Origin of the sequence: Streptomyces coeruleorubidus, assembly GCF_008705135.1 — a bacterium.
GTDB classification, from domain to species: domain Bacteria; phylum Actinomycetota; class Actinomycetes; order Streptomycetales; family Streptomycetaceae; genus Streptomyces; species Streptomyces coeruleofuscus.
Window position 1 is genome coordinate 4,614,508 of the sequence record NZ_CP023694.1, and the last position, 24,632, is coordinate 4,639,139.

The 24,632-nt window shown below is 72.0% G+C and carries 19 protein-coding genes and 2 tRNA genes; 7 read left to right on the top strand and 14 right to left on the bottom strand.

The window, feature by feature from the left end; translation table 11 throughout:
- The first annotated feature begins 89 nt into the window (after positions 1–89).
- Both CP976_RS21360 and CP976_RS21365 read left to right on the top strand, forming a co-directional pair.
- Positions 90–2,552 carry an MFS transporter gene (locus CP976_RS21360; RefSeq protein WP_167537569.1) on the top strand — a complete coding sequence of 821 codons (2,463 nt, stop codon included), beginning with the start codon at positions 90–92 and terminating at the stop codon, positions 2,550–2,552.
- Between the two features lie 102 nt (positions 2,553–2,654).
- Positions 2,655–3,476 carry a YceI family protein gene (locus CP976_RS21365; RefSeq protein WP_150481820.1) on the top strand — a complete coding sequence of 274 codons (822 nt, stop codon included), beginning with the start codon at positions 2,655–2,657 and terminating at the stop codon, positions 3,474–3,476.
- Here the strand turns inward: CP976_RS21365 and CP976_RS21370 are convergent.
- The gene (locus CP976_RS21370) at positions 3,459–4,160 is read right to left on the bottom strand and encodes a GAF and ANTAR domain-containing protein (protein ID WP_150481821.1); all 702 of its coding nucleotides are present in this window, start codon (positions 4,158–4,160) and stop codon (positions 3,459–3,461) included. The genes CP976_RS21365 and CP976_RS21370 overlap by 18 nt on opposite strands.
- A 58-nt stretch (positions 4,161–4,218) precedes the next feature.
- On the bottom strand, positions 4,219–4,941 hold the full coding sequence (locus CP976_RS21375; protein ID WP_150481822.1) for an ANTAR domain-containing protein: 723 nt from the start codon (positions 4,939–4,941) through the stop codon (positions 4,219–4,221).
- A 208-nt stretch (positions 4,942–5,149) separates the two neighbouring features.
- Between CP976_RS21375 and CP976_RS21380 the strand changes: the two genes are divergently transcribed.
- Both CP976_RS21380 and CP976_RS21385 read left to right on the top strand, forming a co-directional pair.
- The gene (locus CP976_RS21380) at positions 5,150–5,512 is read left to right on the top strand and encodes an STAS domain-containing protein (RefSeq protein ID WP_229875484.1); all 363 of its coding nucleotides are present in this window, start codon (positions 5,150–5,152) and stop codon (positions 5,510–5,512) included.
- Positions 5,513–5,522: 10 nt separating this feature from the next.
- Positions 5,523–5,993 carry a PPOX class F420-dependent oxidoreductase gene (locus CP976_RS21385; RefSeq protein WP_086601948.1) on the top strand — a complete coding sequence of 157 codons (471 nt, stop codon included), beginning with the start codon at positions 5,523–5,525 and terminating at the stop codon, positions 5,991–5,993.
- 4 nt (positions 5,994–5,997) lie between these two features.
- On the opposite strand, the gene CP976_RS21390 is transcribed toward CP976_RS21385, so the two are convergent.
- From CP976_RS21390 to CP976_RS21425, 8 genes are all read right to left on the bottom strand, one after another.
- Complete coding sequence (locus tag CP976_RS21390; protein WP_150481824.1) at positions 5,998–6,756, bottom strand: TetR/AcrR family transcriptional regulator; 759 nt, start codon at positions 6,754–6,756, stop codon at positions 5,998–6,000.
- 135 nt (positions 6,757–6,891) lie between these two features.
- Positions 6,892–8,388 carry an MFS transporter gene (locus CP976_RS21395; protein ID WP_086847841.1) on the bottom strand — a complete coding sequence of 499 codons (1,497 nt, stop codon included), beginning with the start codon at positions 8,386–8,388 and terminating at the stop codon, positions 6,892–6,894.
- Between the two features lie 105 nt (positions 8,389–8,493).
- Positions 8,494–10,641: an ArnT family glycosyltransferase gene (locus CP976_RS21400; RefSeq protein ID WP_150481825.1), complete on the bottom strand. Its 2,148-nt coding sequence runs from the start codon at positions 10,639–10,641 to the stop codon at positions 8,494–8,496.
- Positions 10,638–12,017, bottom strand: a complete 1,380-nt coding sequence (locus tag CP976_RS21405) for a bifunctional glycosyltransferase family 2/GtrA family protein (RefSeq protein WP_150481826.1) — start codon at positions 12,015–12,017, stop codon at positions 10,638–10,640. Before CP976_RS21405 ends, CP976_RS21400 begins: the two co-directional genes overlap by 4 nt.
- Before the next feature lie 14 nt (positions 12,018–12,031).
- Complete coding sequence (locus CP976_RS21410) at positions 12,032–13,648, bottom strand: sensor histidine kinase (RefSeq protein ID WP_150481827.1); 1,617 nt, start codon at positions 13,646–13,648, stop codon at positions 12,032–12,034.
- Entirely contained in the window at positions 13,645–14,385 is a 741-nt protein-coding gene (locus CP976_RS21415; RefSeq protein ID WP_167537381.1) for a response regulator transcription factor, read from the bottom strand. The genes CP976_RS21410 and CP976_RS21415 overlap by 4 nt, the downstream gene beginning before the upstream one ends.
- Before the next feature lie 161 nt (positions 14,386–14,546).
- A complete protein-coding gene (locus CP976_RS21420; protein WP_150481829.1) occupies positions 14,547–15,419 on the bottom strand; it encodes a DUF2797 domain-containing protein in 873 nt (290 codons plus the stop codon).
- A 78-nt stretch (positions 15,420–15,497) separates the two neighbouring features.
- Entirely contained in the window at positions 15,498–15,914 is a 417-nt protein-coding gene (locus CP976_RS21425; protein ID WP_150481830.1) for an HGxxPAAW family protein, read from the bottom strand.
- Between the two features lie 106 nt (positions 15,915–16,020).
- Here CP976_RS21425 and CP976_RS21430 point away from each other — a divergent pair, with 106 nt between their 5' ends.
- Positions 16,021–16,497, top strand: a complete 477-nt coding sequence (locus CP976_RS21430; protein ID WP_150481831.1) for a MarR family winged helix-turn-helix transcriptional regulator — start codon at positions 16,021–16,023, stop codon at positions 16,495–16,497.
- Between the two features lie 138 nt (positions 16,498–16,635).
- Here the strand turns inward: CP976_RS21430 and CP976_RS21435 are convergent, their stop codons facing one another.
- From CP976_RS21435 to CP976_RS21450, 4 genes are all read right to left on the bottom strand, one after another.
- Positions 16,636–17,502, bottom strand: coding sequence for a GNAT family N-acetyltransferase (locus tag CP976_RS21435; protein ID WP_150481832.1), 867 nt, complete (start codon positions 17,500–17,502; stop codon positions 16,636–16,638).
- Between the two features lie 226 nt (positions 17,503–17,728).
- Positions 17,729–18,055: a GYD domain-containing protein gene (locus CP976_RS21440; protein ID WP_150481833.1), complete on the bottom strand. Its 327-nt coding sequence runs from the start codon at positions 18,053–18,055 to the stop codon at positions 17,729–17,731.
- Between the two features lie 156 nt (positions 18,056–18,211).
- Positions 18,212–18,284: transfer RNA gene (locus CP976_RS21445), tRNA-Arg, on the bottom strand.
- A gap of 199 nt (positions 18,285–18,483) precedes the next feature.
- Positions 18,484–18,574 (bottom strand) — tRNA-Ser (locus tag CP976_RS21450).
- A 259-nt stretch (positions 18,575–18,833) separates the two neighbouring features.
- On the opposite strand from CP976_RS21450, the gene CP976_RS21455 reads away from it, so the two are divergent.
- The gene (locus CP976_RS21455) at positions 18,834–19,427 is read left to right on the top strand and encodes an SSI family serine proteinase inhibitor (protein ID WP_167537382.1); all 594 of its coding nucleotides are present in this window, start codon (positions 18,834–18,836) and stop codon (positions 19,425–19,427) included.
- Between the two features lie 326 nt (positions 19,428–19,753).
- The gene (locus CP976_RS21460; RefSeq protein ID WP_229875482.1) at positions 19,754–24,622 is read left to right on the top strand and encodes a hybrid sensor histidine kinase/response regulator; all 4,869 of its coding nucleotides are present in this window, start codon (positions 19,754–19,756) and stop codon (positions 24,620–24,622) included.
- Positions 24,623–24,632 lie beyond the last annotated feature (10 nt).

Genomic DNA, 24,632 nt, shown 5'->3' on the forward strand with positions numbered 1-24,632 from the left:
AGCCCATGGCAACGACCACACCAGCCGGTGTGCGGGCTCATGCCAAGCACGGGGGAGGCTCCCACGGCTCCCCCGGCGGCGGCGCTCCGATGACGCACCGGCAGATCATGGAGGCCCTCACCGGCCTCCTGCTCGGCATGTTCGTCGCGATCCTGTCGTCGACGATCGTCTCCAACGCCCTGCCCCGGATCATCGGCGACCTCGGTGGCGGCCAGAGCGCCTACACCTGGGTCGTGACAGCGTCCCTGCTGACGATGACCGCGTCCACGCCGCTGTGGGGCAAGCTCGCCGACCTGTTCTCCAAGAAGCTGCTGATCCAGCTCGCCCTGGTGATCTTCGTGCTGGGTTCGGCGGCGGCCGGCATGTCGCAGAACCCCGGCACGCTCATCACGTTCCGCGCGGTCCAGGGCATCGGCATGGGCGGTCTGTCCGCGCTGGCCCAGATCATCATGGCGGCGATGATCTCGCCGCGTGAGCGCGGGCGCTACAACGGCTACCTGGGCGCCGTCTTCGCCACGGCCATGGTCGGCGGTCCGCTGGTCGGCGGTGTCATCACCGACACCGACTGGCTCGGCTGGCGCTGGTGCTTCTACGTCGGCGTGCCCTTCGCCGTGATCGCCCTGATCGTGCTCCAGAAGACCCTGCACCTGCCCGTGGTGAAGCGGAAGGTCAAGGTCGACTGGGCCGGCGCCTTCTTCATCACCGCGGCCGTCTGCCTGCTGCTGGTCTGGGTGACCTTCGCCGGCGACAAGTACGACTGGGTGTCGTGGCAGACGTACGCGATGGTCGGCGGCTCCGTCGTGCTGCTGGCGCTGTTCGTCCTGGTCGAGGCCAAGGCGAGCGAGCCGATCATCCCGCTGCGGCTGTTCCGCAACCGCACCATCACGCTGGCCTCCCTGGCCTCGCTGTTCGTCGGTGTCGCGATGTTCTCGGGGACCGTGTTCTTCAGCCAGTACTTCCAGCTGGCCCGGGACAAGTCGCCGACGATGTCCGGCGTCATGACCATCCCGATGATCGCGGGCCTGTTCGTCTCCTCCACCGTCTCCGGCCAGGTCATCACCCGGACCGGTCGCTGGAAGGGGTGGCTGCTCGGCGGCGGTGTGCTGGTGACGGCCGGGCTCGGGCTGCTGGGCACGATCCGGTACGACACCGAGTACTGGCACATAGCGATCTTCATGGCGCTGATGGGCCTCGGCATCGGCATGATGATGCAGAACCTGGTGCTCTGCACGCAGAACCAGGTGGAGCCGGGCGACCTGGGTGCCGCCAGCTCCACGGTGACCTTCTTCCGGTCCCTGGGCGGTGCCGTGGGCGTCTCGGCGCTGGGCGCGGTCCTGGGCAACAAGATCACCGACTACGTCAAGGACGGCCTCGCCGACCTCGGCGGCAAGGGCGCGGCCCTCGGCCACGCCGGCACCGGCGGTGGCGGCATCCCCGACCTGAATGCGATGCCCGCGCCGATCCGCACCGTCGTGGAGAGCGCCTACGGCCACGGTGTCGCGGACGTGTTCCTCTACTCGGCCCCGCTGGCCCTGCTCGCACTGCTGGTGTCGCTGTTCATCAAGGAGGTCCCGTTGAAGACGAAGGGCGGACTGGCGCAGGCGGCGGACGACGACGCCCGCGCGGAGGCTCCCGCCGAGGCGGCCGCCGAGGTTCCCGCCGCGGAGAAGTCCGTGCCGAGCTGGGCCGTGGCGGACACCGAGGCCGCCGACGGCACCGGGCCCGAGGGCACGCAGCGGCTCGCCGCCGTCGCCACGGCGGCCCGGGCCGAGGAGCCCGCGTCCGGCGGGGGCGGTGTGCCGGTCCGCGGCTTCGTCCGCGGCAACGAGAGCGCGCCCGTGCCGCGGGCCGCGGTCACGCTGATCTCGCTGGCCGGGCGTCAGCTGGGCCGGTCCGTGGCGCAGGCCGACGGCTCCTACGCCCTCGACGCGCCGGGCGCCGGGTCGTACGTGCTCATCGCGTCCGCCGACGGCTTCCAGCCGCAGGCGTCCACCGTCGTGGTGAACGGCGAGCCGGTCGCCTACGACATCCTGCTCAGCGGCACCAGCGGGCTGACCGGCCTGGTGCGGGCCGCCGAGAGCGGGCAGCCGGTCAAGGACGCGATGGTGATCGTGACCGACGTGCGCGGGGACCTGCTGGCCACCCAGGCCACCGGTGAGCAGGGCGAGTTCTCCTTCACCGAGCTGGTGCCGGGTGCGGTGACCGTCGCGGTGAACGCCGCCGGGTACCGGCCGCGCGCCCTGCCCGTCGAGGTGGGCGGCACCGGGGTCACCCGGGTCGAGATCGACCTGGACTCGGGCGCCCGCGTCCAGGGTGTCGTCCGCGCCCCGCACGGCCCGCTGGCCGACGCCCGGGTGACGCTGGTCGACCAGGCGGGCAACGTCGTCGGCTCGGCCACGACCGGCACGGACGGGGCGTACGCCTTCACCGACCTGGACGGCGGCGAGTACACCGTCATCGCCACGGGCTACCCGCCGGTGGCCACCGCCCTGACGGTCACGGGCCGCGGCACCGACGCCCACGACATCGAACTCGCCCACCCCGGCGAGTAGGACAAGCCCCGGCCCGTGGCGGTGGGCGCGCTCCGAGCGGAGGCGCGCCCCTGCCACGGGCCGGTTTCATTTCGAGTTTCTGTTTTACGGGAGTTAGCTGAGATGGGACTGACCGCGAGGATCCGTACCCGGGACGGTTGGGCCGTGTCGCACGCGGTCGTCACCGTGGCCGACATGACCGGTGCGCAGGCGCTGCGTGCCGAGGCCGACGCGGAGGGCGCCGTGCGGGACGCGACGCCGCTGGAGCCGGGGGCGTACACCGTCATCGTCACCGCCGTCGGCTATGCGCCCGCGGCCTCCAGCGTGATCGTCACGGCGAGCGGCCGGGCCGAGGTCGGCACGGTGACGCTGGCGCGGCAGGGCGGCACCGAGCTGCCGCCGCCGGGGCCGTGGACCGTCGACCCGGTGCACTCCAGCGTGGCCGCCGTGGCGCAGCACCTGGGCATCTCCAGCGTGCACGGCCGGTTCACGGAGTTCTCCGGCTCGATCGAGATCGCCCCGGACGACGTCACCAAGTCGCGTGTGGAGGCGGTGATCCGGGCCGCGTCCGTCGACACCGGAAACGGCATGCGCGACGGGCACCTGAAGTCGCCGGACTTCCTGGACGTCGAGCGGTTCCCCGAGATCACCTACCGGTCGACGGGGCTGACGGCGACCGGGTCCGACCGGTGGACGGTCCACGGCGAGCTGGGCATGCACGGTGTCGTACGGCCGGTCGACCTGGACCTGGCCTACCTCGGCACCGGCCCGGACCCGTGGGGCGGCACCCGGGCGGCGTTCCGTGCCACGACCGAACTGCACCGCGAGGACTTCGCGATGAACTACAACCAGGTCCTCCAGGCGGGCATCGCCGCCATCGGCACGACGCTCAGGGTGGAGCTGGACATCCAGGCCGTGCAGGGCGAGTCACTTCCGGCCGCCTGAGGCCGGGGCGGAGACCTTCGCCACCAACTGGCCGCACAGGTCCCGGAGTTTGACGTTCCGGTGCTGCGAGGCGCGGCGCAGCCGTTCCAGCGCGTCACGGGCGTTGATCCGCTCCTGCGCCATGAGGATGCCGATCGCCTGGTCGATGACGCTGCGGGAGAGCAGCGCGGTGCGCACGTCGGCCACCGACTGGCGGCGGCGTTCGATGCGCAGCGCCACGTTGATCACGTCCCCGGCCCGTGCGGCGAAGGCGCGGGCCGCGTCCCGGCCCTGGTCCAGCGTCCCGGCCCGCACGCCGTAGAGGTTGATCGCGGCGCCCGTCTCGCCCTCCACGGCGATCGGCACGGCCAGCACGCAGTGGACGCCCGCGGAGAGCGCGTACCGCGTGTACGCCGGCCAGCGGGACTCCGCGGCCAGGTCGGGGGCGTACTGCTCGGCGCCCGTCTCGGCGGCGTCGACGCAGGGGCCCGAGCCGTTCTCGTACTGACGCTGGTCCAGGCCGCTGGGCAGGCCGTCGCTGCCGGCCAGGGTGAGCAGCCGGCCGCCACGGCTCACCGTGATGCTGCACGCCGCGGCGCCGGGCACCTCCTGCACCGCACGGTCGGTCAGGTCGCGCAGCAGGGTGTCGAGACCGCTGCTGCGCACCATCGCCTGGTCCAGCGTGTCGGACGTCTCGGAACTCATGAACGTACGTGTATCCCGTCGGCGCCCCTTAACGCCCCCGCCCCTAACTCACAGCGCCTCACGTGGAGTTGTGAGCACCGACGATCCGGCGGGCGAGGTCGCGCAGTTTCACGTTCTCCCGTTGGGAGGCCCGCACCAGGCTCTCGAAGGCCGCGGCCGCGTCGATGCTCTGGCGTTCCATGAGGATGCCGGTGGCCTGGCCGATCAGGTCCCGCGTGTGCATGGCCTCGGTGAGCTGCTCGCGCACGGTGGCGGACTCCAGGGCGATGCTGACGTGTGTGGTGAGCAGCCGGCCGATGCGCGTGGCGTCCTCGTCGAAGGCGCCGGGTTTGCGCGCGTAGGCCGTGAGCACGGTCAGCCGGCGGCGGTCGGCACGCAGCCGCAGCGACAGCGCCGAGCGCAGCCCCAGGGCCGACAGCACGTCCCAGCCGTCGTCGTCCTCGCTGTCCGTCATCCGCACCACCGGGCTGTGCCACAACCGGTCCCAGTGCCTGTGCGGTTCCCGGCCGCCGTGCCTTGCCTCCGCGGAGCGCACGACGTCGTCGGTCCAGGCGAGCGTACGGAGCTTGTTGCCGCGCTCGATCTCGGAGATGCCGGCGTGCTCGGCCCCGGGCATGAGGTGCACGGCCAGCCGGACCGCCGTGCGCAGCGTGTTGTGCCGGGTGGGGGTCTCGTGCAGCTGCTGAGACGCCACCGTCAAGGCCTCGGCCAGCTCGAAGCCGACCGGAAAACGGGGCAAATCAGGAAACTCGGACGCAGCCACCACGAACCTCTTCGGCATGCACGGCCTAAGGCCGTGCGCAGGAGAGCTCCGCAGCACATTCCCGACTGCGAGCACAGGACGAACAGCACTCTAGCTGCTCGGTTGCGTCAAGGTGACGTCCGGCCGACGGCCACCACAGGCGCTTCCGCAGCCGCGCTCCGGCATGGTGGAATGGCCCCACGGGTCAGGAAGAGGCCTTACCGGAATCCGGACGAACGTCTGCCAGGTGAGTGCTGTGACTTTCCTCCCGAATCCCACCGAACCACGCGACCTGCCCGGCCGCGTCCACCTCACCATGCCCGCGGAGATCGACTTCTGCAACGCGGAGCAGCTGCTTCCGCTCATCGTGTCCGAGGCTCAGGCCCGTGGTGACCGGCTGGAGGTACTGATCCTCGACCTCACCACGACCTGCTTCATGGACTCCCAGGGCGTCCGCCTCATCAACGACATCCGCCACCGGTTGCCCCCCGGGGCCAGGCTGCGCCTGGTGGCCCGGCCGGAGGGTGTGGCGAGCCGCGTCCTGGAACTGACCGGCCTGCGCCGGGACGTGCCCGTGTACGACGACGTCGCCGAGGCCATGGAGTCGTAGGCTGCCGGACATGGCACCGAACATCGCTACGAACACCCGCGTCTCCCTCGACGAGTTGCTCGACTTCGTACGGCCCCGGCACCACGCCATCCTGCTGACCCGGCGCGCCGACGGCGGCCCCCAGGGCTCGCCGCTGACCTGCGGGGTAGACGACTCGGGCCGGATCGTGGTCTCGACGTACCCGGAGCGGGCCAAGACCCGCAACGCCAAGCGGGACCCCCGGGTGAGCCTGATCGTCCTCAGCGACGACTGGAACGGCCCCTGGGTCCAGATCGACGGCACGGCTGAGGTCATCGACCCGCCCGACTCCGTCGAGCCGCTCGTGGAGTACTACCGGAACATCGCCGGGGAGCACCCCGACTGGGACGAGTACCGCGCGGCGATGCTCAAGCAGGGCAAGTCGATCATCCGCGTCACACCGGAGCGGTGGGGCCCGGTGGCGACCGGCGGGTTCCCGGCGCGGCTGGCCGAGGGGGAGTAACACCTCATTCGCGGGCGACCATCGCCTCGATGCCCGCGATCAGCAGTTCCAGTGCGAACTCGAAGTCGCGCTCCAGCATCTCGGCGACCGTGTCACCGCCGCGCGCCGCCATGATCTCCTGGGACTCCTGCACGACGTCGGCGGCCTGCGGGGCCGCGGTCACGGTGCGCAGGGCCTGCTGGAAGTACTCGTCCACGGTCATGCCGCCGGCCTTGGCACGGGCGGACAGGTGGCCCTCCAGCGTGCCGTAGCCGTAGACGAACTGGAAGACGGCCGAGATCGTGCTCGTCAGGCGTTTCGCGGGCAGCCCGGTCCTGCGGACGACGCGCTGTACGGCCCGGGAGAAGGCCAGGTTGTTGGGGCCGATGTTGAGGAAGACGCCGACCAGCGCGGACACCCAGGGGTGATTCACCAGCAGCGTCCGGTACTCCCACGCGAGCGCCCGCACCTGGTCGCGCCAGTCCTCGTCGGCGTCCGGATCCGGCAGCCGCATCTCGCCCATGACCTCGTCCAGCGCGAGTTCGAGGAGGTCGTCCTTGGTGTCGACGTACCAGTAGACGGACATCGCGGTGACGCTCAGCTCACCCGCCAGCCGCCGCATCGAGAACTTGGCCAGCCCCTCGGCGTCCAGCAGCCGGACGGTGACCTCGATGATGCGCGCGCGGTCCAGGCCCGAGGGCTGCCCACCGCCGCGACGCCGGTGCGCTTTGCTTTCCAGCCAGACGCTGGTCCGCGGCTGACTCTCCCGAGCCGCTTTCGCCATGGCGCACCTTCCTCGACTTGCTGATGCCGATCATTGTCTTTCACGGGCGCGGGGCTGTGTCGACTTGCGGCTCCCCCGCGGGGCGCGACCAGCCACTACGTCCCCGCACCCGTGAGACGACCGTACGCCCCGAGCTCAGGCGGATTCTGCCCGCTCGGCCCGCCGCAACAACGCCGCCGCGACCAACCCCCCGGCCAGCACAGCCACCGCCCCCACCAACTGACTCGTCTCCAGGCCGGAGGCGAACGCGTCGGAGATACGCGCCTTCTCCTCAGCCGAGTCCGCTGCCGCGAGTGCCGCCGGCAGCGACGCCGCCGATACGGCGACCAGCGACGCGAACCGCGAGTTGAGCACCGCACCGAGGACCGCCACACCGAGGCCGTTGCCGAACTCCGCGAGCGTCCCGTTGATCCCCGCGCCCACACCCGCCTTCTCCGGCGGTATCGCGCTCATGATCGCGTTGGCCATGGCCGGCATGGACAGCGCCACACCCGCGCCCATCACGACCAGGCCGAGCAGCATCCCGCTGTATCCGTGCCCGCCGAGCAGCGCGATCGCCGCCAGCCCCGCCGACACCAGGGTCATGCCGAGGGCGATGGCCGCCGGCGTGCCGACCTTGAGCACCAGCTTCGCTCCGAGCCCGGTGAAGTTGAGCGCGACCACGGTCAACGCGAGCGGCGCCGTCCGCAGACCGGCGTCCAGCGGCTCGTAGCCGAGCACGAACTGGAGGTGCTGGGTGAGCAGGAACAGCGAGCCCGTCATGCCGAACGCCACGAGGATCGCGCCCGCGACCGCGCCCACGAACTTCTGGTTGCGGAAGAAGTGCATGTCGAGCATGGGGTGCTCGATCCGCAGCTCCCAGGTCACGAACAGACCGAGAACGATGACGCCGATCAGCGCGGAGACCAGCACCTGCCCGGAAGTCCAGCCGTGCTCGGGGCCGGTGATGATCGCGTACACGACGGCCGTCATGCCGATGGTCGACAGCACCGCGCCGACCACGTCGGGACGGTCGCCCGCCTTGTGCTTGGACTCCGGTACGAGCGCCGCGACCGCGATCAGGCCGAGCACCGCGACGGGGATGTTGATCAGGAAGATCGCGCCCCACCAGAAGTGGTTCAGCATCACTCCGCCGATCAGCGGCCCGGCCGCGAAACCGAGCGAACTGACCGTGGACCACAGCGCGATGGCCTTGACCCGCTCCTTGTCGTCGAAGATCTGCACGACGACGGCGAGGATCGTGGTCATCAGCAGCGCGCCGCCGACCCCCATGCCGGCGCGGGCCGCGATCAGCTGGGCCGGGCTCTGGGACAGGCCGGCCACCAGCGAGCCCACACCGAAGATCGCCAGGCCCGACATCAGCAGCAGCTTGCGGCCGTAGCGGTCGGCGGCGTTGCCCGCCGTGAGCAGCAGGCCGGACTGCACCAGTGAGTAGGCGTTCATCATCCACTGGACGTCGGCGGTCGTCGCGTCCATCTCGCGGGTGAGCGAGGGGATCGCCACGTTCAGGATCGTGTTGTCGAGCAGGACGGTGAGCTGCGCGAGGCAGATGACACCGAGGATCAGCCAGCGCTGGGGGTGGCCGCCGTGCGCCGTCTGCGGCGGGGCCTCTTCCTGTGGGGACGTCGTCATGCTGTACACCGTAGAATAGTTCCCATACGCCGTACAACCGAGTAATCGCGCCACCGAGAAGGGCGGTGACTCTCGGCCACCGCCCTTCTCCCGGTCAGGGGACTGTCAGTCGCTCGCCTTCTGTGTGAGGTCGTAGAAGGTGGCCGAACCGGCCGTGACCTTCTTGAAGTTGGCCTCGACCCACGAGGTGATCTGCGACGACGAGCCGTCGCTGCCGCCGCGCATGCCGCCGCCCGCGCCGGAGGCGATGAAGTAGTGGATCTTTCCTTCCTCCACGTACGTCTTGAACTGCGCGAGCGTCGGGGACGGGTCCGTGCCGTTGAAGCCGCCGATGGCCATCACCGGCTCGCCGGTGGACAGCTGGTAACTCGCGGCGTTCTGGGCGCCGATGGCCGCCGCGGCCCAGGTGTACCGGCCGGCGTCGGTCTCCAGCAGCTTCTTGGCCTCGGAGCCGACGCTGGCGCCGTTGAGCAGACCGCCCATGCCGCCACCGCCGCGCATGCGGCCGCCATCGCCGTTCTGCTGGTTCTGGCCTTGCTGGTTCTGGCCGCCACCCGGGAAACCCCCACCGGGGAAGCCGTTGCCGGGCAGTTGTCCCTGTCCCTGTTGGCCCTGTCGGCCCTGTTGGTTCGGGCCACCGCCCGGGAAGCCGCCACCGCCGGGGCCGCCACCGCCACCCGGCCCACCGCGACCGCCCGCGACCGCCGGTCCCGCGGTGACGATCGAGCCCGTGTGCCCCTCGTTCACCGTCGTGAGCGTGTAAGCAGCCGGACCCGCCAGTGCGGTGACCAGGCCCAGTCCCGCCGCTCCCAGGGCCAGCCGGCGTCCCAGCCGGCCGGCGAAGATCAGGCCGAGGGCCGCCGTCAGGCCGCCGACCAGGACGAACCACTTCAGCCACGGCAGGTAGTCGGAGGATCGGTTGAGCAGGACGTAGCCCCAGGCCGCGGTGACCGTCATCGCGGCCGCCAGGGTCAGTGACGCCCACGCCTTGTCGCGCTTGTCCCAGAGCAGCGCCGAACCCATGCCGATCAGCGGCGCGATGTAGGGGGCGAGCGCCACCGTGTAGTACTCGTGGAAGATGCCCTGCATGTAGCTGAAGACCAGCATGGTCGTGATCAGCGCGCCGCCCCAGACGAGGAACGAACCGCGCGTCACCGACGTACGGCGTGCCTTGCGCGTGGCCACCAGGCCCGCCACCAGCAGGATCAGCGCGGCCGGGATCAGCCAGGAGATCTGGCCGCCGATGCTGGAGCTGAACAGGCGATCCCAGCCGGTCTCGCCCCAGGCTCCACCGCCGTTGCCGCCGCCGCCTCCGACGCTGCCGGTCTCGTCGCCGTTGAGGCGGCCCAGGCCGTTGTAGCCGAAGGTCAGTTCCAGGAAGCTGTTGTTCTGCGAGCCGCCGATGTACGGGCGGGAGGACGCGGGCCACAGCTCGACGACCGCGACCCACCAGCCGCCGGACGCGACCAGCGCGACCGTGGCCAGGGCCAGCTGCCCGAAGCGCTTCTTCACCGAGACCGGTGCGCACACCGTGTAGACGAGGGTCAGCGGCGGCAGGATCAGGAAGGCCTGGAGGGTCTTGGCGAGGAAGGCGAAGCCGATGGCCACCCCGGCCCACACCAGCCACTTCGTACGGCCGTCCGCCAAGGCCCGGATGACGAAGTAGCAGGCCACGGCCATCAGCAGGGCCAGCATCGCGTCGGGGTTGTTGAAGCGGAACATCAGCGCGGCGACGGGGGTGAGCGCGAGCACCGCGCCCGCGATCAGACCGGCCGCCGGGCTGAACCGGCGGCGTACGGCCGCGTACACGACGCCCACCGTGCCGACGCCCATGAGGACCTCGGGGACGAGGATCGCCCAGGAGCTGAGGCCGAACAGCCGCACGGACAGGGCCATCGGCCACAGCGCGGCCGGGGGCTTGTCGACGGTGATGGCGTTGGCGGCGTCCAGCGAACCGAAGAACAAGGCCTTCCAGGACTGACTGCCCGCCTGGACGGCCGCCGAGTAGAAGGAGTTGGCGTAGCCCGAGGCACTCAGGTTGCAGAGGTAGAGCACCGCGGTCGCCAGCAGCAGGCCGAGGAAGGCCGGGCGGGCCCAGCGGGGGTCCTCGGGCCGGCCGCGCCACAGCCGTTGCGGCAAGGGCCGCTTCGGTTCACCGGCGTCGGGGGCCGGTGCGGAGGCAGGGGGACGAGGGGTCCGGGGCCCGGAACTGGGGTCTCTGTCGGCGATCTGCTGGTCGTAGTGGACGGTCATCGCAAGTCCCTCGCATCGGTGTCGTGGGGGCGCACCGGCAGCAGCTGCACGGTGGCGTCCCTCCAGGGGCCGTCCGCGGCTTCACCGGCGCGGAACTGGTCGGTGTGGTGGGAGGCGACCACCGTCGTCCCGCTGTCGTGTCGGTCCGGGAACACCCACGCCCGGAAGAGCAGGAAACGCAGCACGGTCGCCGCGAGGTTGGCGGCGATGAGGACCGCCAGCTCGGTGGAGTGCGCGGGCTCGGACGTGGCCGCGCCCAGCGCGGCGAGCGAGCCGCTGGTCAGGGAGAGCCCGATGCCGAAGACGACCAGGCCCTGTGCCTGGTGCCGTACGGCCCCGCCGCGCCCGCGCACCCCGAAGGTGAGCCGCCGGTTCGCGGCGGTGTTGGCGATCGCCGAGACCAGCAGGGCGAGGGCGTTGGCGGCCTGGGAGCCGGTGAAGACGCGGAAGCCGCTGTAGAGGAGCAGGTAGAAGAGGGTGGACAGGCCGCCGACGACGCAGAAGCCGACCAACTGGCGGGCCAGGCCCCGCGGTACGTCCTTGATCTCACGGTCGCGCGGGTCGTCGCCGAACGGCCGGGTGAGCCGGTCCAGCGGCAGCGAACCGGTGGCCAGGGCCCTTCCGATCCGCCACACGCCCCTGAGGTCGTCGGTCGCGGTCCTGACGATGTGCACGGTCGAGTCGGGGTCGTCGACCCAGTCGACCGGCACCTCGTGGATCCGCAGCCCCGCGCGCTCGGCAAGCACCAGCATCTCGGTGTCGAAGAACCAGCCGGTGTCCTCGATCAGGGGCAGCAGCACCTGCGCCACGTCACGGCGGATCGCCTTGAACCCGCACTGGGCGTCCGAGAAGCGGGCCTGGAGCGAGCCGCGCAGGATGAGGTTGTAGACCCGGCTGATGAATTCCCGCTTGGGGCCGCGCACCACGCGCGAGCTGCGGGCCAGCCGGGAGCCGATCGCGAGGTCGGAGTGGCCGGAGATCAGCGGCGCCACCAGCGGGAGCAGGGCGTTGAGGTCGGTGGACAGGTCCACGTCCATGTAGGCGAGGACCGGGGCGTCCGAGGCCGACCAGACGGCCCGCAGGGCCCGGCCGCGGCCCTTCTGCTCCAGGCGGAAGGTGGTGACCCCGGGGAGCTCCGCCGCCAGCCGTGCCGCCACCTGCGGGGTGGTGTCCGTGGAGGCGTTGTCCGCGATCGTGATGCGGAAGGCGTACGGGAACGTGCCGGCGAGGTGCTCGTGCAGTCTGCGGACGCACGGCTGGAGGTCCTTCTCCTCGTTGTAGACGGGGATCACTACGTCCAGGACAGGCGTACCGGCTGGTGCGGCCGGGAGGTGCTCCCGCGCCGGCAGGGTGCCGGGAGAAGAATCGGTTCGCATGGAACCGACTTTCGTCAGGCGCCCTGTTGTGCCCATGTGGTGACGCTGTGGCGTGCCTGTGAGTGCTGTCGCCGGCTCGTTTCCGGCTGCGGCCGGGCCGGCAGCGCGGGCAGGTGCACGGTGAACACGGTCCGCCCGGGCCCGCTGTCGACGGTCACGGCGCCGCCGTGCGCGGTCGCCACGGCCTGCACGATGGCGAGGCCGAGACCGGTCGAGCCGGTGGCGCGGGTCCGCGCGGAGTCGCCACGGGCGAACCGTTCGAAGACGTGCGGGAGCAACTCGGCGGGTACGCCCTGCCCGTTGTCCTCGACGTCCACGCACAGCCAGGGGCCGCGCCGCTGGACACGGGCGGTGACGGTCGTACCGGGCGGGGTGTGGGTGCGGGCGTTGCCGAGCAGATTGACGAGGACCTGCTGGAGCCGGGCCGCGTCCGCCGACACGAGCGCGGGCTCGTCGGGCAGGTCGAGCCGCCAGTTGTGGTCCTGGCCGGCCGCACGCGCGTCGCTGACGGTGTCCACGACGAGCGGTACGAGGTCGGTCTGCTCGAACTGCAACGGCCGCCCGGCGTCCAGCCGGGCGAGCAGCAGCAGATCCTCGACGAGCAGGGTCATGCGCCCGGCCTCGGACTCGATCCGCCCGAGGGCGTGCCGGGTGTCGGGCCCGACGTCCTCTCTGCCGCGCCGGGTCAGCTCGGCGTATCCGCGGATGGAGGCGAGCGGGGTGCGCAGCTCGTGACTGGCGTCGGCGACGAACTGCCTGACCCGCGTCTCGCTCTGCTGCCGTGCGTGCAGCGCGCCGTGGACGTGGTCGAGCATCCGGTTGAGCGCGGCACCGACCTGGCCGACCTCGGTGTGCGGGTCGGTCTCGGAGTCGGGCACCCGCTCGCTGAGATTCACCTCGCCGGTGTGCAGCGGGAGTTCGGAGACCCGGGTGGCGGTGGCGGCGACGCGGCGGAGGGGGCGGGTGGCTACGCCGACGAGTACGTGACCGGCCAGACCGGCGGCGGCCAGTCCTGCCGCGGTGACACTGATCTCGACCAGGATGAGGGTGTTGATGGTGTTGGTGACGTCCGTGGTGGGGATGGCGACGTAGTAGCTGCCCTTGTCGCCTGACTTGTACTCGACCCGGTACTCGCCGAGGCCGGGGATGTCGACGGTCCTCGGCGGTCCGTCGGTCTGCGGCACGGAGGCGAGCGCGGCGGTCTGGGCGGAGTTCAGCGACCGCGCGCTCATCGGGTAGTTGTCCACGGACACGCCGTACTTGGACTCCGTGATCCGGCCGCCCTCGATCTTGGCGGCGACCGTGCCGCCCGGCTGCGGTCCCCGGGTGACGAACTCGGTGAGGCTCTCCTTCTTCTGCGCGGGCGCGTCGGAACCGCCGTTCAGATCCTCGCCGAAGTCCCTGGGCGGGCTCTGGGCGGCCCTGGCCGCGGCCCCGCCGAGCTGCCCGTCCAACTGCTCGTACAGATGCGACCTGAGGGCAAGCGCCGTCACCGTCCCGATCACCGCACACACCACGGCGATCAGCACCACGGACGCGACGACGAGCCGCGTCCGCAGCGTGCGCGGCTTGCCCGCTCGCGACAGCTTGCCCGCCCTCTGCTGCGTACTCGGCCGTCGCCGCCCGCTCATGCGGTCGCGGGCTTGATCAGGTAGCCGGCACCACGCCGGGTGTGGATCATCGGCTCGCGCCCCGCGTCGATCTTCCGCCGCAGATACGAGATGTACAGCTCGACGACGTTGGCCTGCCCGCCGAAGTCGTAGGACCACACGCGGTCGAGGATCTGCGCCTTGCTGAGCACGCGCCGCGGATTGCGCATCAGGAACCGCAGCAGCTCGAACTCGGTCGCGGTCAGGTGGATGTTCTCACCGGCCCGGGTGACCTCGTGACTGTCCTCGTCGAGGGTGAGGTCGCCGACGACCAGCGTGGAGTCGGAGCGCCGGTCGGCGGCACCGGACCGCCGTATCAGCCCGCGCAGCCGCGCGACGACCTCTTCGAGGCTGAACGGCTTGGTGACGTAGTCGTCACCGCCGGCCGTCAGCCCGGCGATCCGGTCCTCGACGGCGTCCTTGGCGGTGAGGAAGAGGACCGGCACGTCGGGCAGTTCACGGCGCAGCCGCCCGAGCACGGCCAGCCCGTCCATGTCGGGCAGCATCATGTCGAGCACGACGGCGTCGGGCCGGAAGTCGCGCGCGGTCTGGATGGCGCCCGTGCCGTCACCGGCACTCCGGATCTGCCATCCCTCGTAGCGCAGCGCCATGGACAGCAGCTCGGTGATCGACATCTCGTCGTCCACCACAAGCACTCGGACGGGGCTCCCGTCCGGCCTCAGCAGTTCGGTGCGCCCCTGGGGCGAGGTCGTGGTCATGGTGCACACGGTGTCGGGGTGCTCTGAGAGCGCCCTTTCGAGAGCCTGTGATTTCCCTGAGAAACACACAGGCGCTTCTCAGGAAACTCCTGGGAACGCAAGCGAGCGGGGTTTCATCGGCGAGCGGGGTTTCATCAGGAGGGGTTCATTCAGCAGGCGGGTCAGAACAACCCGTCCTGCACACCGACCTCCTCCTTGAACTCCCTCACCGGAACAGTCAGTTCCGCACCTCCGGCCGGCACCAGCCCCCACCCGCTCATCAGTCGCGTGTCCAGCACGACGACCCCACCCCCGGTCGCCAGATGCAGATCGGGCCCGGCAGCGGCCACGAGTTCCCCGCTCACTACCCCACCGGCGACGAGCTCGCCCACCTCCCCGACGGCGACGGGCAACCCGGCGAGCCCGAACACCTCCGCGTGATCGACAACTCGCAGAGGCTCCCGCACGAGCGACTCCGGCCACGCGGGGAGCGCCAGGGCTCGCGCATGCAACTCGGCGACGTCGACGGCCCGGTCAGCCGCCGCCTCCGGCAACACGGCCCGCACGGTCCGCTTCTCGGCGTATGGAATCCGGTCGGGCACCCCCAGCGCGGCCCGCAACAGCTCCTCCGTACGCCGCGCGGCCATGAGCGGCCCGACTCCGAGCCAGCTGAAGCACACGGCACCCTGCTCGAGCAGCCGCGCGGAGCCCCGCTCCTCCGCCGTGATCCCGACCTTGACCATGCCGGGCCCGAACCACGCCAGATACACGTGGTACGGCCGCGGATCGTCCGCGATCGTGTCCGCGGCCACGGAGTGCGCCCGGTCCAGCCGCGCACACTCCTCGCACCGGGCCCCCGTGCTCCGCCCCGACACGGCCGCCCCCGTCGGACACGCATGCCCCCGAGCCCCCACACATGTCCGCACGCCCCCTTCCGCGACCCCGAAGGCCACCCGTTTCCCCCAGGTCAGCGCACTGCGCCGCCCACCGTCCCACGCCAGCACGGGACCGTCCGCCGACCACCGCAGCCCCGAGCACTTCCATGCCTGTGCCATCTCTGCCGAGACTAGAGGGCACCACTGACAACGGCGCCGGCTGACCACGACGCCGACTGACAACGACGCCCGCGGGAGTCAGCGCCCGGAATCGGCCCCCACGGCGGCAGCCTCGGGCTCCCCGCCCAAGCTCACATCACCGCGCACGGGAACACCCACGGCCACCTCCGCGGTACGGCCCGAATCGGCCGCCGTCCGCCGCCGCCCGGCCAGCCGGCACCCGAGGCACTCGTCATGCCCGGCCCGCGCCCCCGAGTCCCGCACCCGCCACCCCCACTCCTCCCGCGGCCGGATCCCCGGTCCCTTCCCCCAGCCGGCCAGATGCAGCGCCCAGGTGACGAGCAGCGCGACCACACCGATCCCGAGCCCACCGGCGATCAGCACACCCGAAACGAAACACACCCCCACCCCCGCCACGGCGGCCCCGACACTCGCGATCCCGGTTCCGACCCACCCGGCGGCGGTGTGCCCGTGGTCATACTGATGTGCGCTCATGCGCTGCGTGCCCCCTTACACACGAAGGCTCCGGGGAACCCACCCCGAACCCCTCACCAACTAAGCGTTTAGAACCCAAACATCTCACGAACTAAGGGATCTGGGAATGCAAGGCAAGCCGCGTCCGGCCGCCACGCCGGAGCAGGCACTGTCGGCGATGGACCACCTCATCGCGACCCACCTGGTCGGACAGCACGAGATCGCCCAACAGGTGGGCCTGAGTGTGACGGACCTCACCTGCTTCGCCTACGTCATCGAGGCCGGCGAGAACCTGCCCACGGCCGGCGACCTGGCAGCCCGCGTCCACGTCACCACGGGCGCGGTCACCGGCATCCTCAACCGCCTGGAACGCGCCGGCTACATCACCCGCCGCCCCGACCCGACCGACCGCCGCCGCATCCGCGTAGCCGCCCAGCCGGCCGCGGTCGCCCGCGTCCGAGAGGTCTACGAGCCGTACTACGCCCGCCTGACGGAACTCTTCGCGAACTACTCCCCCGACGAGATCGCGGTCCTGAACGACTGGTTCACCCGCGCGAGCGCATTGGCGGCGGACTACTTGGAGGAGCATTGCCGCACTGACTGAAAGCTGCCCCTCAGCAGCACCGGCCCGGCCGACCCGGAGCGGCGGCCTGAATGGTGCCCTGGTCCTCGACAGCGTGGGCCTGGGGACACCGTCGATCGGGCAACCCGCAAGCGCAAGCGGTTCAGAGCCGTAGCAGCGCTAGGCGTCCCGGTATTGGTCCCGGACCTCGGGGAGTTGCCGGAAGCCGGCTGACTTGTAGGTGGCGACGGCGCCGGCATTGGAGCTCGGAGTGCAGACGATCGCGCTCGACGAGCCCAGCTCCCGGAGTGCGACCGCCGCGCCGGCGCTGATCGCCCTGCCGTAGCCACGACCGCGATGTTCCCGGTGCACGCCCATCGGCTCGAGCAACCCGGGTTTACCCGGACCGGCGGACCACACCGTCACCGCCGCCACCGCGTTGCCCCGGCCGTCGTACGCGACCAGACACCGGGCGTCGGCGTACGGCAGTCCGGCCGCCATCGCGTGCCAGCGCTCGTCCGTGAACCTGGACCCGTCCCACGCTGCCCGATGGACGGCCACGAACTCGTGCGCCTGCTCCGGCCCGACCGCCACGATCCGCACGCCTGAGTCCCGCACCGGCTCCGTGAGGTCACGGCGTAGCGGCGTCCAGGGCTCGTCCGTGCTCCAACCCTCCCCGGCCAGCAGCTCCTGGAGCAGCGCACCCATCGGCGCCTCGATGTTCACCTTCCCCTCGGGCAGGACGCCGCGCTCCGGGTCGGTCACGTCGTCAGCCAACTGCCGCGCCAGCTCCCCGTCCCGGTGAGCGTCCGGCGCGATCGTCAGCCGCAACAACCCAGGCCCGTCCAGCAGCCCGACGGCGAGAATCCGCCCGCCCCGGCTCCACGTCCTGACCGCCTCGGCGGTCGCCCCCGCACCTAACCGCCAGAACCAGCCCAGGTCCCCCGGATGCAGTTGCATCGGCGCCCCCTCGTACTGCCACTCCCGCAGCACACCCACGGCCTCGCGCAGGCCGTCAACTCCCGGCTCGCCCAACACAATCGCCATGCCCCGATCACACATCACCGCACCGACAGGCCGCACCCGGGTTTCGACCGGCCGGCGCGGTGCGGATTCGGGGGCTCGGTCTGCTCCCTTGAGCCGGCGGTAACGGCAAGCGCTGCTACCTGATCACTGACGACCGTGGCGGACCGGTGTCCCGGCTGGCCGATGTCACGGAGTCGATCCAGCTCGGCATGGGCAAGGAACTTCTCGCTGTACCTGATCCGGACCGCTACGCCCCAGGAGCCCGGTAATGGACTTGCTCGGCTGTGCGCAGGGCCTCGATGGTTTCGTCGACGGTCAGGAGCACCGTCGTCTCGAGTGAACTCAGCGCGCCGCCTCCACTGATCGCCATCGCGACCGCGGCCATGGACACGTTGTCCGGGGCCTCCCACAGGCTGTAGCCGTCGTGCGTGCCGAAGGCGTACCAGAAGCCGTGGAGCTTCCCGCCGACGGACTCGATGTACGACTGAGCGGCCTGTGCGCGGTTCTCCGGACGGCCGATCAGCCTCGCCCAGGTCTCCGGGGTGTAGCTGAACCTCGACAGGTAGAGCGGCATCGTGTCTCCCTTTCGTTCCCTCAAGGGATGCCCCCGCCGGGCGGGAAAGGCGCCGGCGTGACCCGCGCATCCCCCGAACGGCCGGGGACGGTGTGCGCCCATCGAGTCGGGCAAACGCCAGAGGCCCCGGAGTGATCCGGGGCCTCTGGTCTGCTGTGCACTCGGCAGGATTCGAACCTGCAACCTTCTGATCCGTAGTCAGATGCTCTATCCGTTAAGCTACGAGTGCTTGTTCTGTTTTTTCGCCGCTCTCGGGCCTTCCGGCTCGCTCGCGGCGACAGGAAGAACATTACATGACCGCCGCCGCCATGTGAAATCCGTTTGCCATACCCCTTGTGACCTGCGGAAACGACCCCAGGGGCGCATTGAGTGACGGGGGCGGAGACGCCGAAGCCCCGGTCGGGTGACCGGGGCTTCGTGATCAGGTGCGGAGGCGGAGGGATTTGAACCCTCGATGGGCTTTAAGACCCAAACCGCATTAGCAGTGCGGCGCCATAGACCGGACTAGGCGACGCCTCCACGCACATCCTCCCGCGCGAGCGCGAGTCGGTGCGTGCCGATGATGACACAGTCGAGCGTGCTGTCACCAATCGACCCCCACGGTACTAGGCGGGAAGGGCGCAGGGCAAAGGCCTTGTCCGGCCGGTGCGGCGGTAGCGAGGGGTGTCGGGCAGCGGCTTTTCGGGGTGCGAGGTGGCGAGGAGTGCGGTGGAGTCGTGCGGCGCATCGGACCGGCGCGCAACGTACGGGGCCGCGCCGCGTTAGTCAGGTCATGTCGATGTCGCATGCCATTCGCCGGGGTGACCCCGGAAACGCGTCCGGGACCTCCCGGATCTCCCACGCCTCCCGGACCTCCCAGGCCTCCCGGGCGTCCGGGACCTCCCGGGCCATCGCTCGTCCCGGGCTGCGGCGGCTCGTCGTCGGGGCCGCCGCCTCCGTCGCCGCCTTCGGGGCGCTGGCCGCGGTGTCCTCAGCCGCGTACGCCCAGGCCGGCCCGTCCCCGGCCGGGCTTGATGGCCGCCAGGGCACGGACCGGGACCATCTCACCGTCACGGTGCGCAACGCGGGCGGTGAAGCCGACGGGACGTATGAGCTGTACTGCGGGCCCGACGGCGGCAGCCATCCCGACCCGCGCGGAGCCTGTGCCGCCCTGCAACGGGACACGCGGTGGGGGAAGGACGTCTTCGCACCCGCCCCGGAAGGCGGCTTCTGCACCATGCAGTACGGCGGGCCGGCCACTGCGCACGTCACCGGGACCTGGGCCGGACGGCCCGTCGACGCCACGTACGACCGCCGCGACGGCTGCGGGATCGCCCGCTGGGACCGGCTCGTGCCGCTGCTGCCGGACATGAGGGCCCCGCAGCGCCCCTGAAAGAAAGGATCCGGGGGAAGCGCGTGCCGGCATTCGGCGTCCCTATCCGGCCACGCACGCCTCCATCCGGCCACCCGGGCGAAACGGTACAGAAACACTGTCCTCGTAAAGGTCCCGCGAAGGTCCCGCGACGTCGTTGCAGGAGGGCGGGCGTTTGACGGTTACTCGGTCGTCAGTTCGGGGTCACTTCCTCGTGCGACCTCGCTCTCATCCGGCGTCGCGAGCGCAACCGCAGCCCTTAGACTCCCTCGCGTGACACGCTGCGGGACGGTTGGCAAGATGGCCCGAGCGGTCGGCAAGGTGCGGTAACAGGGAGGAAGCGTCTCGTGAGCAGCAGGCCATCCCGAGGCGCTGCTCGCCTCGCAGCCATACTGGACGCTCTTCCCGACGCGTTGGTGCTGGTCAACGCCAATGGGACCGTCGTCAACGCCAACACCATCGCCCTGGAGGCCTTCGAGACGCCGGGAACCGCTCTGGTGGGACGCGGGCTGCTCGATCTGCTGCCGCAGTTCGACTCCAAGCTCATCCCCGGGTCCATGCGACGGCCCGAGCACCTCGATCCGCATGCCCGGACCAAGCCGACCCGGATGATCGCGCGCAGGACGGACGGGACCGAGTTCCCCGTCGAGGTCACCAGTGCGAATCTGGAGAACGGGCAGCAGGCCTACGACGGGTACGGGTACAGCGGGGACGAGCTGCTCATGCTCGTCGTGAGGGACCTGACCGGGACCGTCGACACCGAGGCCGAGCTCGCGCGGTCGCAGCGGCAGACCGAGATGATCCTGCGGGCCGCGGCCGAGGGCGTCGTCGGGACCGACACCGACGGTCGGGTCGTGCTGGTCAATCCGGCCGCCGCTCAGATACTGGGTTTCCGGGCCAGCGATCTCGGCGGGCGCGCACTGCACGATCTCGTGCTGCACTCGCGCGCCGACGGGTCGCCCTTCCCGTACGAGGATTCGCCGCTCGCCGACACCCTGCGCTCCGGGCGCAAGCACCGGGTGCGCGGGCAGGTGCTGTACGCCAAGGACGGCGGCAAGGTGCCGGTCGATCTGACGACCGCGCCCGTGCGCGACGGCGACCAGCTCGTCGGCGCCGTGATGACCTTCACCGACCGGCGGCCGTACGACGCCGTCGTCGAGGAGAAGGAAGCGGCTCAGAAGCGCCACGAGGAAGAGCTGGAGCGGATCGCCGAGGAGCACGCCTCCGAGCTGACCGCGCTGCGCCAGCAGCACGTCACCGAGCTGGAGGAGCTGCGCGAGCGGCACGCCGAGGAACTCGGCGCGAACGAGGATCGGTACGCCGCGCTCGGGGAGCGGGAGAAGGACCGGTACGAGGCGCTCGCCGCGCGGCACGAGCAGTTGCTGACCCTGCTCGGGCAGTCCCTGCGCGGGCCGCTGGAGGAGCTGCGGCGTGAGCTGGCCGCGCTGGCCGCGGACGACGCCGGGCAGCTGTGGCCCGAGGCCAACCAGGTGCTGCACCACCTGTCCGCCGGGTATTCGCGCATCACGACGCTCATCGACAACGTCCTCGGCTACCAGCGGCTCGACGCGGGCAGCGAGGGCATCTCCCGTACGAAGGTGATGCTGGACGCCGTCGTCGCCGCCGGTGTCGACGGGGCCGTCGAGCTCATCGGGCCCGGGCGGGTGCAGTTCGCCGTGCACGCGCCGCCCATCGAGGCCGAGGTCGATCCCCGGCTGCTCGCGACCGCCCTCGCGCATCTGGTCGCGGACGTGGCGGGGGTCGACGCGACCGGCAACACGCCCGTGTCGGCGGGCGGCTACATGGACAACACCGTCGTGGTCGCGGCGGCGCAGAGGGGCGAGGGCGTACGCATCGAGGTGCGCGGGCCGTACGCCGGCGGCAACACCGTGCACGAGCCCATCGTCCGGGGGATCGTCCGGGCTCACGGTGGCGTGCTCCAGACGCATGAAGTGCCGGGGATGAGCGGTAGCGCCTACGTCCTCGAAGTGCCGATCGGGGGCGGCGCCGGGGCGGTTGCCGCGGATGCGGCGGATGCCGCAGCCCAGGGCTCCCAGGCGGTCGACGAGGGGATGTCCGCTGCCTCCGGGGAGCAGACCTCCGGTGGGCAGACCTCCGGTGGAGGGCGGCGGCGGGCGCGGCGGGCCAACACCGATGCCTTCCTGGACGCTGATGTGCCTGCTGAGGGTGATGGGGCCGGTGGGGCCGGCGCCGAGGGGGCCGCGCCCACCGGGCGGCGCAGGAGGCGGGCCGCCGGGGAACCGGCTGCCCTGCCCGCCGCGCAGGCCTCCGGTGAGGACGCGGCCGTGTCGGGCGGTACCGGGCGGCGGCGGCGTGCGGCCGAGCAGGCCGGTGCGGCTCCGGCCCTGCCCGTCGGAGGTGCCGTCCAGGGTGTCGCCGAGGGGGCCGTCGTCACGGCCGCCGAGCATGCGGCGGGAACCGCCGCCTCGGGCACGGGGCTGGGCGGGACCGTTCCGCCGCAGGGTGTGCCCGCGCCCGTCGGGGGGCGGGCCCGGCGTGAGCCCGGCGAGCAGCACGCGCTGCCGCCGGCACTGCCCGCGCCGTCCGGCGAGGCCGCCGCGGGTTCCGGCGACGCGGCCCAGGGGCAGGCCCAGGCTTCGCAGCCGACCGGGCGTCGGCGGCGGGCCCTGGCTGCCGCCGCCGAGCGGGCGGCCGCGCAGGAGGCAGCGGCGGCCGGGCCGCGTCCCGTGTTCGCACTGCCGCCGGCCGAGGCGGATCAGCTCCCGGCCGGACCGACCGGACCGACCGGACCGGTCGGCCCTGCCGACCAGGGGCAGCAGGTAGCGCCGGGTGGTGTGCCCGGTCAGGGACAGGTGCCGGGGCAGGGACAGGGCGCCGTGGCGGTTCCCGGTTCGGCTGCCGTCGGTGACGTGGCTGCCGAGGAGGGGCGGCATGACGCCGTCCCGCACGATCAGTCCGCCGATCACACCCCGCCCCAGCCGCATCCCACGAGTGCGCCGACCGGGCGTCGGCGGCGGGCCGTGGCGGCTCAGCCGGCCGAGGGGAGCGGAGTTCAGGCGCCGGGCACGGCGCCTGTGCAGGGTGTCCCCTCACAGCAGGACGTCACCGGTCAGGTTGCGGTGGGCCAGGCCGTTCCGGGGCAGGGCGCCCCGGGTCAGGGTGTGCCCGTCCAGGCCGGGGTCGCCGCCGGGCAGGTCGCCCCCGGTACGGCCGTACCGCCGCAGGGTGTGGCGGTTCCGGCGCAGGGGAACGCCGCTCACCCGCAGGGCAGCGCCGTTCAGCCCCAGGGGAACAGCCCGCAGGGCACCGTCCCCCAGCCGCAGGGCACCGCAGTCCCGCCCCAGGGCGTCGCCGCGCCCCCGCAGGGCGTCGCCGTACCCCCGCAAGGTGTCGCCGTACCCCCGCAGGGCGTGTCCGTCCCCGCCCCGGGCGGTCTCGGGCACAGCGTGCAGGCGGCCCTGCCGGGTCAGGCGCTCCAGCCTGCCTCCCTGAACCAGCCACACGGCGCGCAGCCCCTGCCACAGCAGGGCGTCGCCGCGCCGGAGCAGCAGCCCTCCGCCGGTCAGCCGCTCCCCGCCGAGGCCGCCCCCGGGCAAGGCACCCCGGCCCAGGGGACCCCTGCTCCGGGCACCGCCACCACCGGAGCCCAGTCCCCTTCCCCGGCCCAAGGCACCCCGGTCCCCCAGCCACAGCCACAGCCCTGGCCCGCCGCCGACGACAGCACGGGGACCGGTTTCGCCATGCCCCCGAACGGGGCGGCACAGTCGGTACCGCCCAACGGCACCGCCCACCATCCCGCACCCCCGAACGGCACCCCTGCGGCCCAGATCCAGACGCCGGCCCCTACCCCGCAGCCCCACACCCCGCCCGCTGGCACCCCGTTGCCCCCGGAGGGCGCGGCGCAGGCGCAGCGGGCGGCTCAGCCCCTGCCCGCGGAGGCGGCCGCGCCCGTCGACCCGAACTCGACGCAGGGGCGGGCGATCAGCGTGCGGACGCTGGGCCAGGGCGTGCCGTTCAACCGGCAGGCGGCCCACGTGCAGCAGCCGTCGGGCGTGCCCGTCGCGCGTCCCTCGGCCGCTTCCGTGCCGCAGGCGCCGGGTGCGCCCGTGTCCCAGCAGTCGGCGACGCCGCCCCCGCACCAGTCGGGCGGTTCGGGCAGGCGCCGCAAGCTCGGCACGCCGCCCGACCCGGCCGCGCGGACGGAGCAGGCCGGACGCAGCGAGCAGACCTCCCGCCAGGAACCGGCGCCCCGCCCGGAGCAGGCCGCGCGCCCACATCCGGCGGCCGAGCCGACGCCCGCGCAGGGCACCGCCCCGGTCCCCGCGCCCGTCCCGGCGCAGCCGTCCCTCGCCGGTCAGTCGCGGCTCGCGCAGATGACCGAGGGCGGTGGACGGTCGTACGCCATAGGCGCGCCGGACGAGAACGCCGCCGAGGGGCCGGAGCCGCTGGACGGGCCCGGCGGTGCCGTCGAGGTGGCCGATCCGCCGCTGCCGCAGCCGATGGACGACGAGTTGCCGCCGGAGCCGCTGGACAATCCGCGGCGGCTGCTGGTGTGGCCCGCGCCGGACGTCAGCACCTCGCAGGCGCTGAGCGACCGCGGCTACCGGCCCGTGATCGTGAACTCGCGCGAGGAGGTCGACGCGCAGATCGCGGCCTTCCCCGCCGCGCTGTTCGTCGATCCGCTGACCGGGCCGATCACGCGTACGGCGTTGCAGTCGCTGCGGCAGGCCGCCGTCGCCGCCGAGGTGCCGGTGCTGGTCACGGCCGGACTCGGGCAGGCCTCGCGGGACGCGGCGTACGGTGCCGATCCCGCCGTCCTGCTGAAGGCGCTGGCGCCGCGCGACAGTGAGCAGCACCCGCCGCGCGTGCTGCTGATCGAGGAGCACGCGGAGATCGCGCTGGCGCTGACGGCGACGCTGGAGCGGCGCGGGATGCAGGTCGCGCGGGCGGCGAGTGACGCCGACGCGGTGACACTGGCGGGGCAGTTCCGGCCGAACCTGGTCGTGATGGACCTGATGCAGGTGCACCGGCGGCAGGCCGGGATCGTGGACTGGCTGCGTGCGAACGGGCAGCTCAACCGCACCCCGCTCGTCGTCTACACGGCCGCCGTCGACCAGGCCGACCTGCCGCGGCTGGCCTCCGGAGAAACCGTGCTGTTCCTCGCCGAGCGGTCCACCAGCGGCGAGGTGCAGACCCGGATCGTCGACCTGCTGTCCCGGATCGGGACCAACTAGGACCGTTCAG

What these genes read in the sequence shown, in the direction of transcription:
- CP976_RS21360 (WP_167537569.1), top strand. Translation starts at nt 90, where the DNA reads ATGACGCACCGGCAGATCATGGAGGCCCTCACCGGCCTCCTGCTCGGC.
- CP976_RS21365 (WP_150481820.1), top strand. Translation starts at nt 2,655, where the DNA reads ATGGGACTGACCGCGAGGATCCGTACCCGGGACGGTTGGGCCGTGTCG.
- CP976_RS21370 (WP_150481821.1), bottom strand. Translation starts at nt 4,160, where the DNA reads ATGAGTTCCGAGACGTCCGACACGCTGGACCAGGCGATGGTGCGCAGC.
- CP976_RS21375 (WP_150481822.1), bottom strand. Translation starts at nt 4,941, where the DNA reads ATGCCGAAGAGGTTCGTGGTGGCTGCGTCCGAGTTTCCTGATTTGCCC.
- CP976_RS21385 (WP_086601948.1), top strand. Translation starts at nt 5,523, where the DNA reads ATGGCACCGAACATCGCTACGAACACCCGCGTCTCCCTCGACGAGTTG.
- CP976_RS21390 (WP_150481824.1), bottom strand. Translation starts at nt 6,756, where the DNA reads ATGGCGAAAGCGGCTCGGGAGAGTCAGCCGCGGACCAGCGTCTGGCTG.
- CP976_RS21395 (WP_086847841.1), bottom strand. Translation starts at nt 8,388, where the DNA reads ATGACGACGTCCCCACAGGAAGAGGCCCCGCCGCAGACGGCGCACGGC.
- CP976_RS21400 (WP_150481825.1), bottom strand. Translation starts at nt 10,641, where the DNA reads ATGACCGTCCACTACGACCAGCAGATCGCCGACAGAGACCCCAGTTCC.
- CP976_RS21405 (WP_150481826.1), bottom strand. Translation starts at nt 12,017, where the DNA reads ATGCGAACCGATTCTTCTCCCGGCACCCTGCCGGCGCGGGAGCACCTC.
- CP976_RS21410 (WP_150481827.1), bottom strand. Translation starts at nt 13,648, where the DNA reads ATGAGCGGGCGGCGACGGCCGAGTACGCAGCAGAGGGCGGGCAAGCTG.
- CP976_RS21415 (WP_167537381.1), bottom strand. Translation starts at nt 14,385, where the DNA reads ATGACCACGACCTCGCCCCAGGGGCGCACCGAACTGCTGAGGCCGGAC.
- CP976_RS21420 (WP_150481829.1), bottom strand. Translation starts at nt 15,419, where the DNA reads ATGGCACAGGCATGGAAGTGCTCGGGGCTGCGGTGGTCGGCGGACGGT.
- CP976_RS21425 (WP_150481830.1), bottom strand. Translation starts at nt 15,914, where the DNA reads ATGAGCGCACATCAGTATGACCACGGGCACACCGCCGCCGGGTGGGTC.
- CP976_RS21430 (WP_150481831.1), top strand. Translation starts at nt 16,021, where the DNA reads ATGCAAGGCAAGCCGCGTCCGGCCGCCACGCCGGAGCAGGCACTGTCG.
- CP976_RS21435 (WP_150481832.1), bottom strand. Translation starts at nt 17,502, where the DNA reads ATGGCGATTGTGTTGGGCGAGCCGGGAGTTGACGGCCTGCGCGAGGCC.
- CP976_RS21440 (WP_150481833.1), bottom strand. Translation starts at nt 18,055, where the DNA reads ATGCCGCTCTACCTGTCGAGGTTCAGCTACACCCCGGAGACCTGGGCG.
- CP976_RS21455 (WP_167537382.1), top strand. Translation starts at nt 18,834, where the DNA reads ATGTCGCATGCCATTCGCCGGGGTGACCCCGGAAACGCGTCCGGGACC.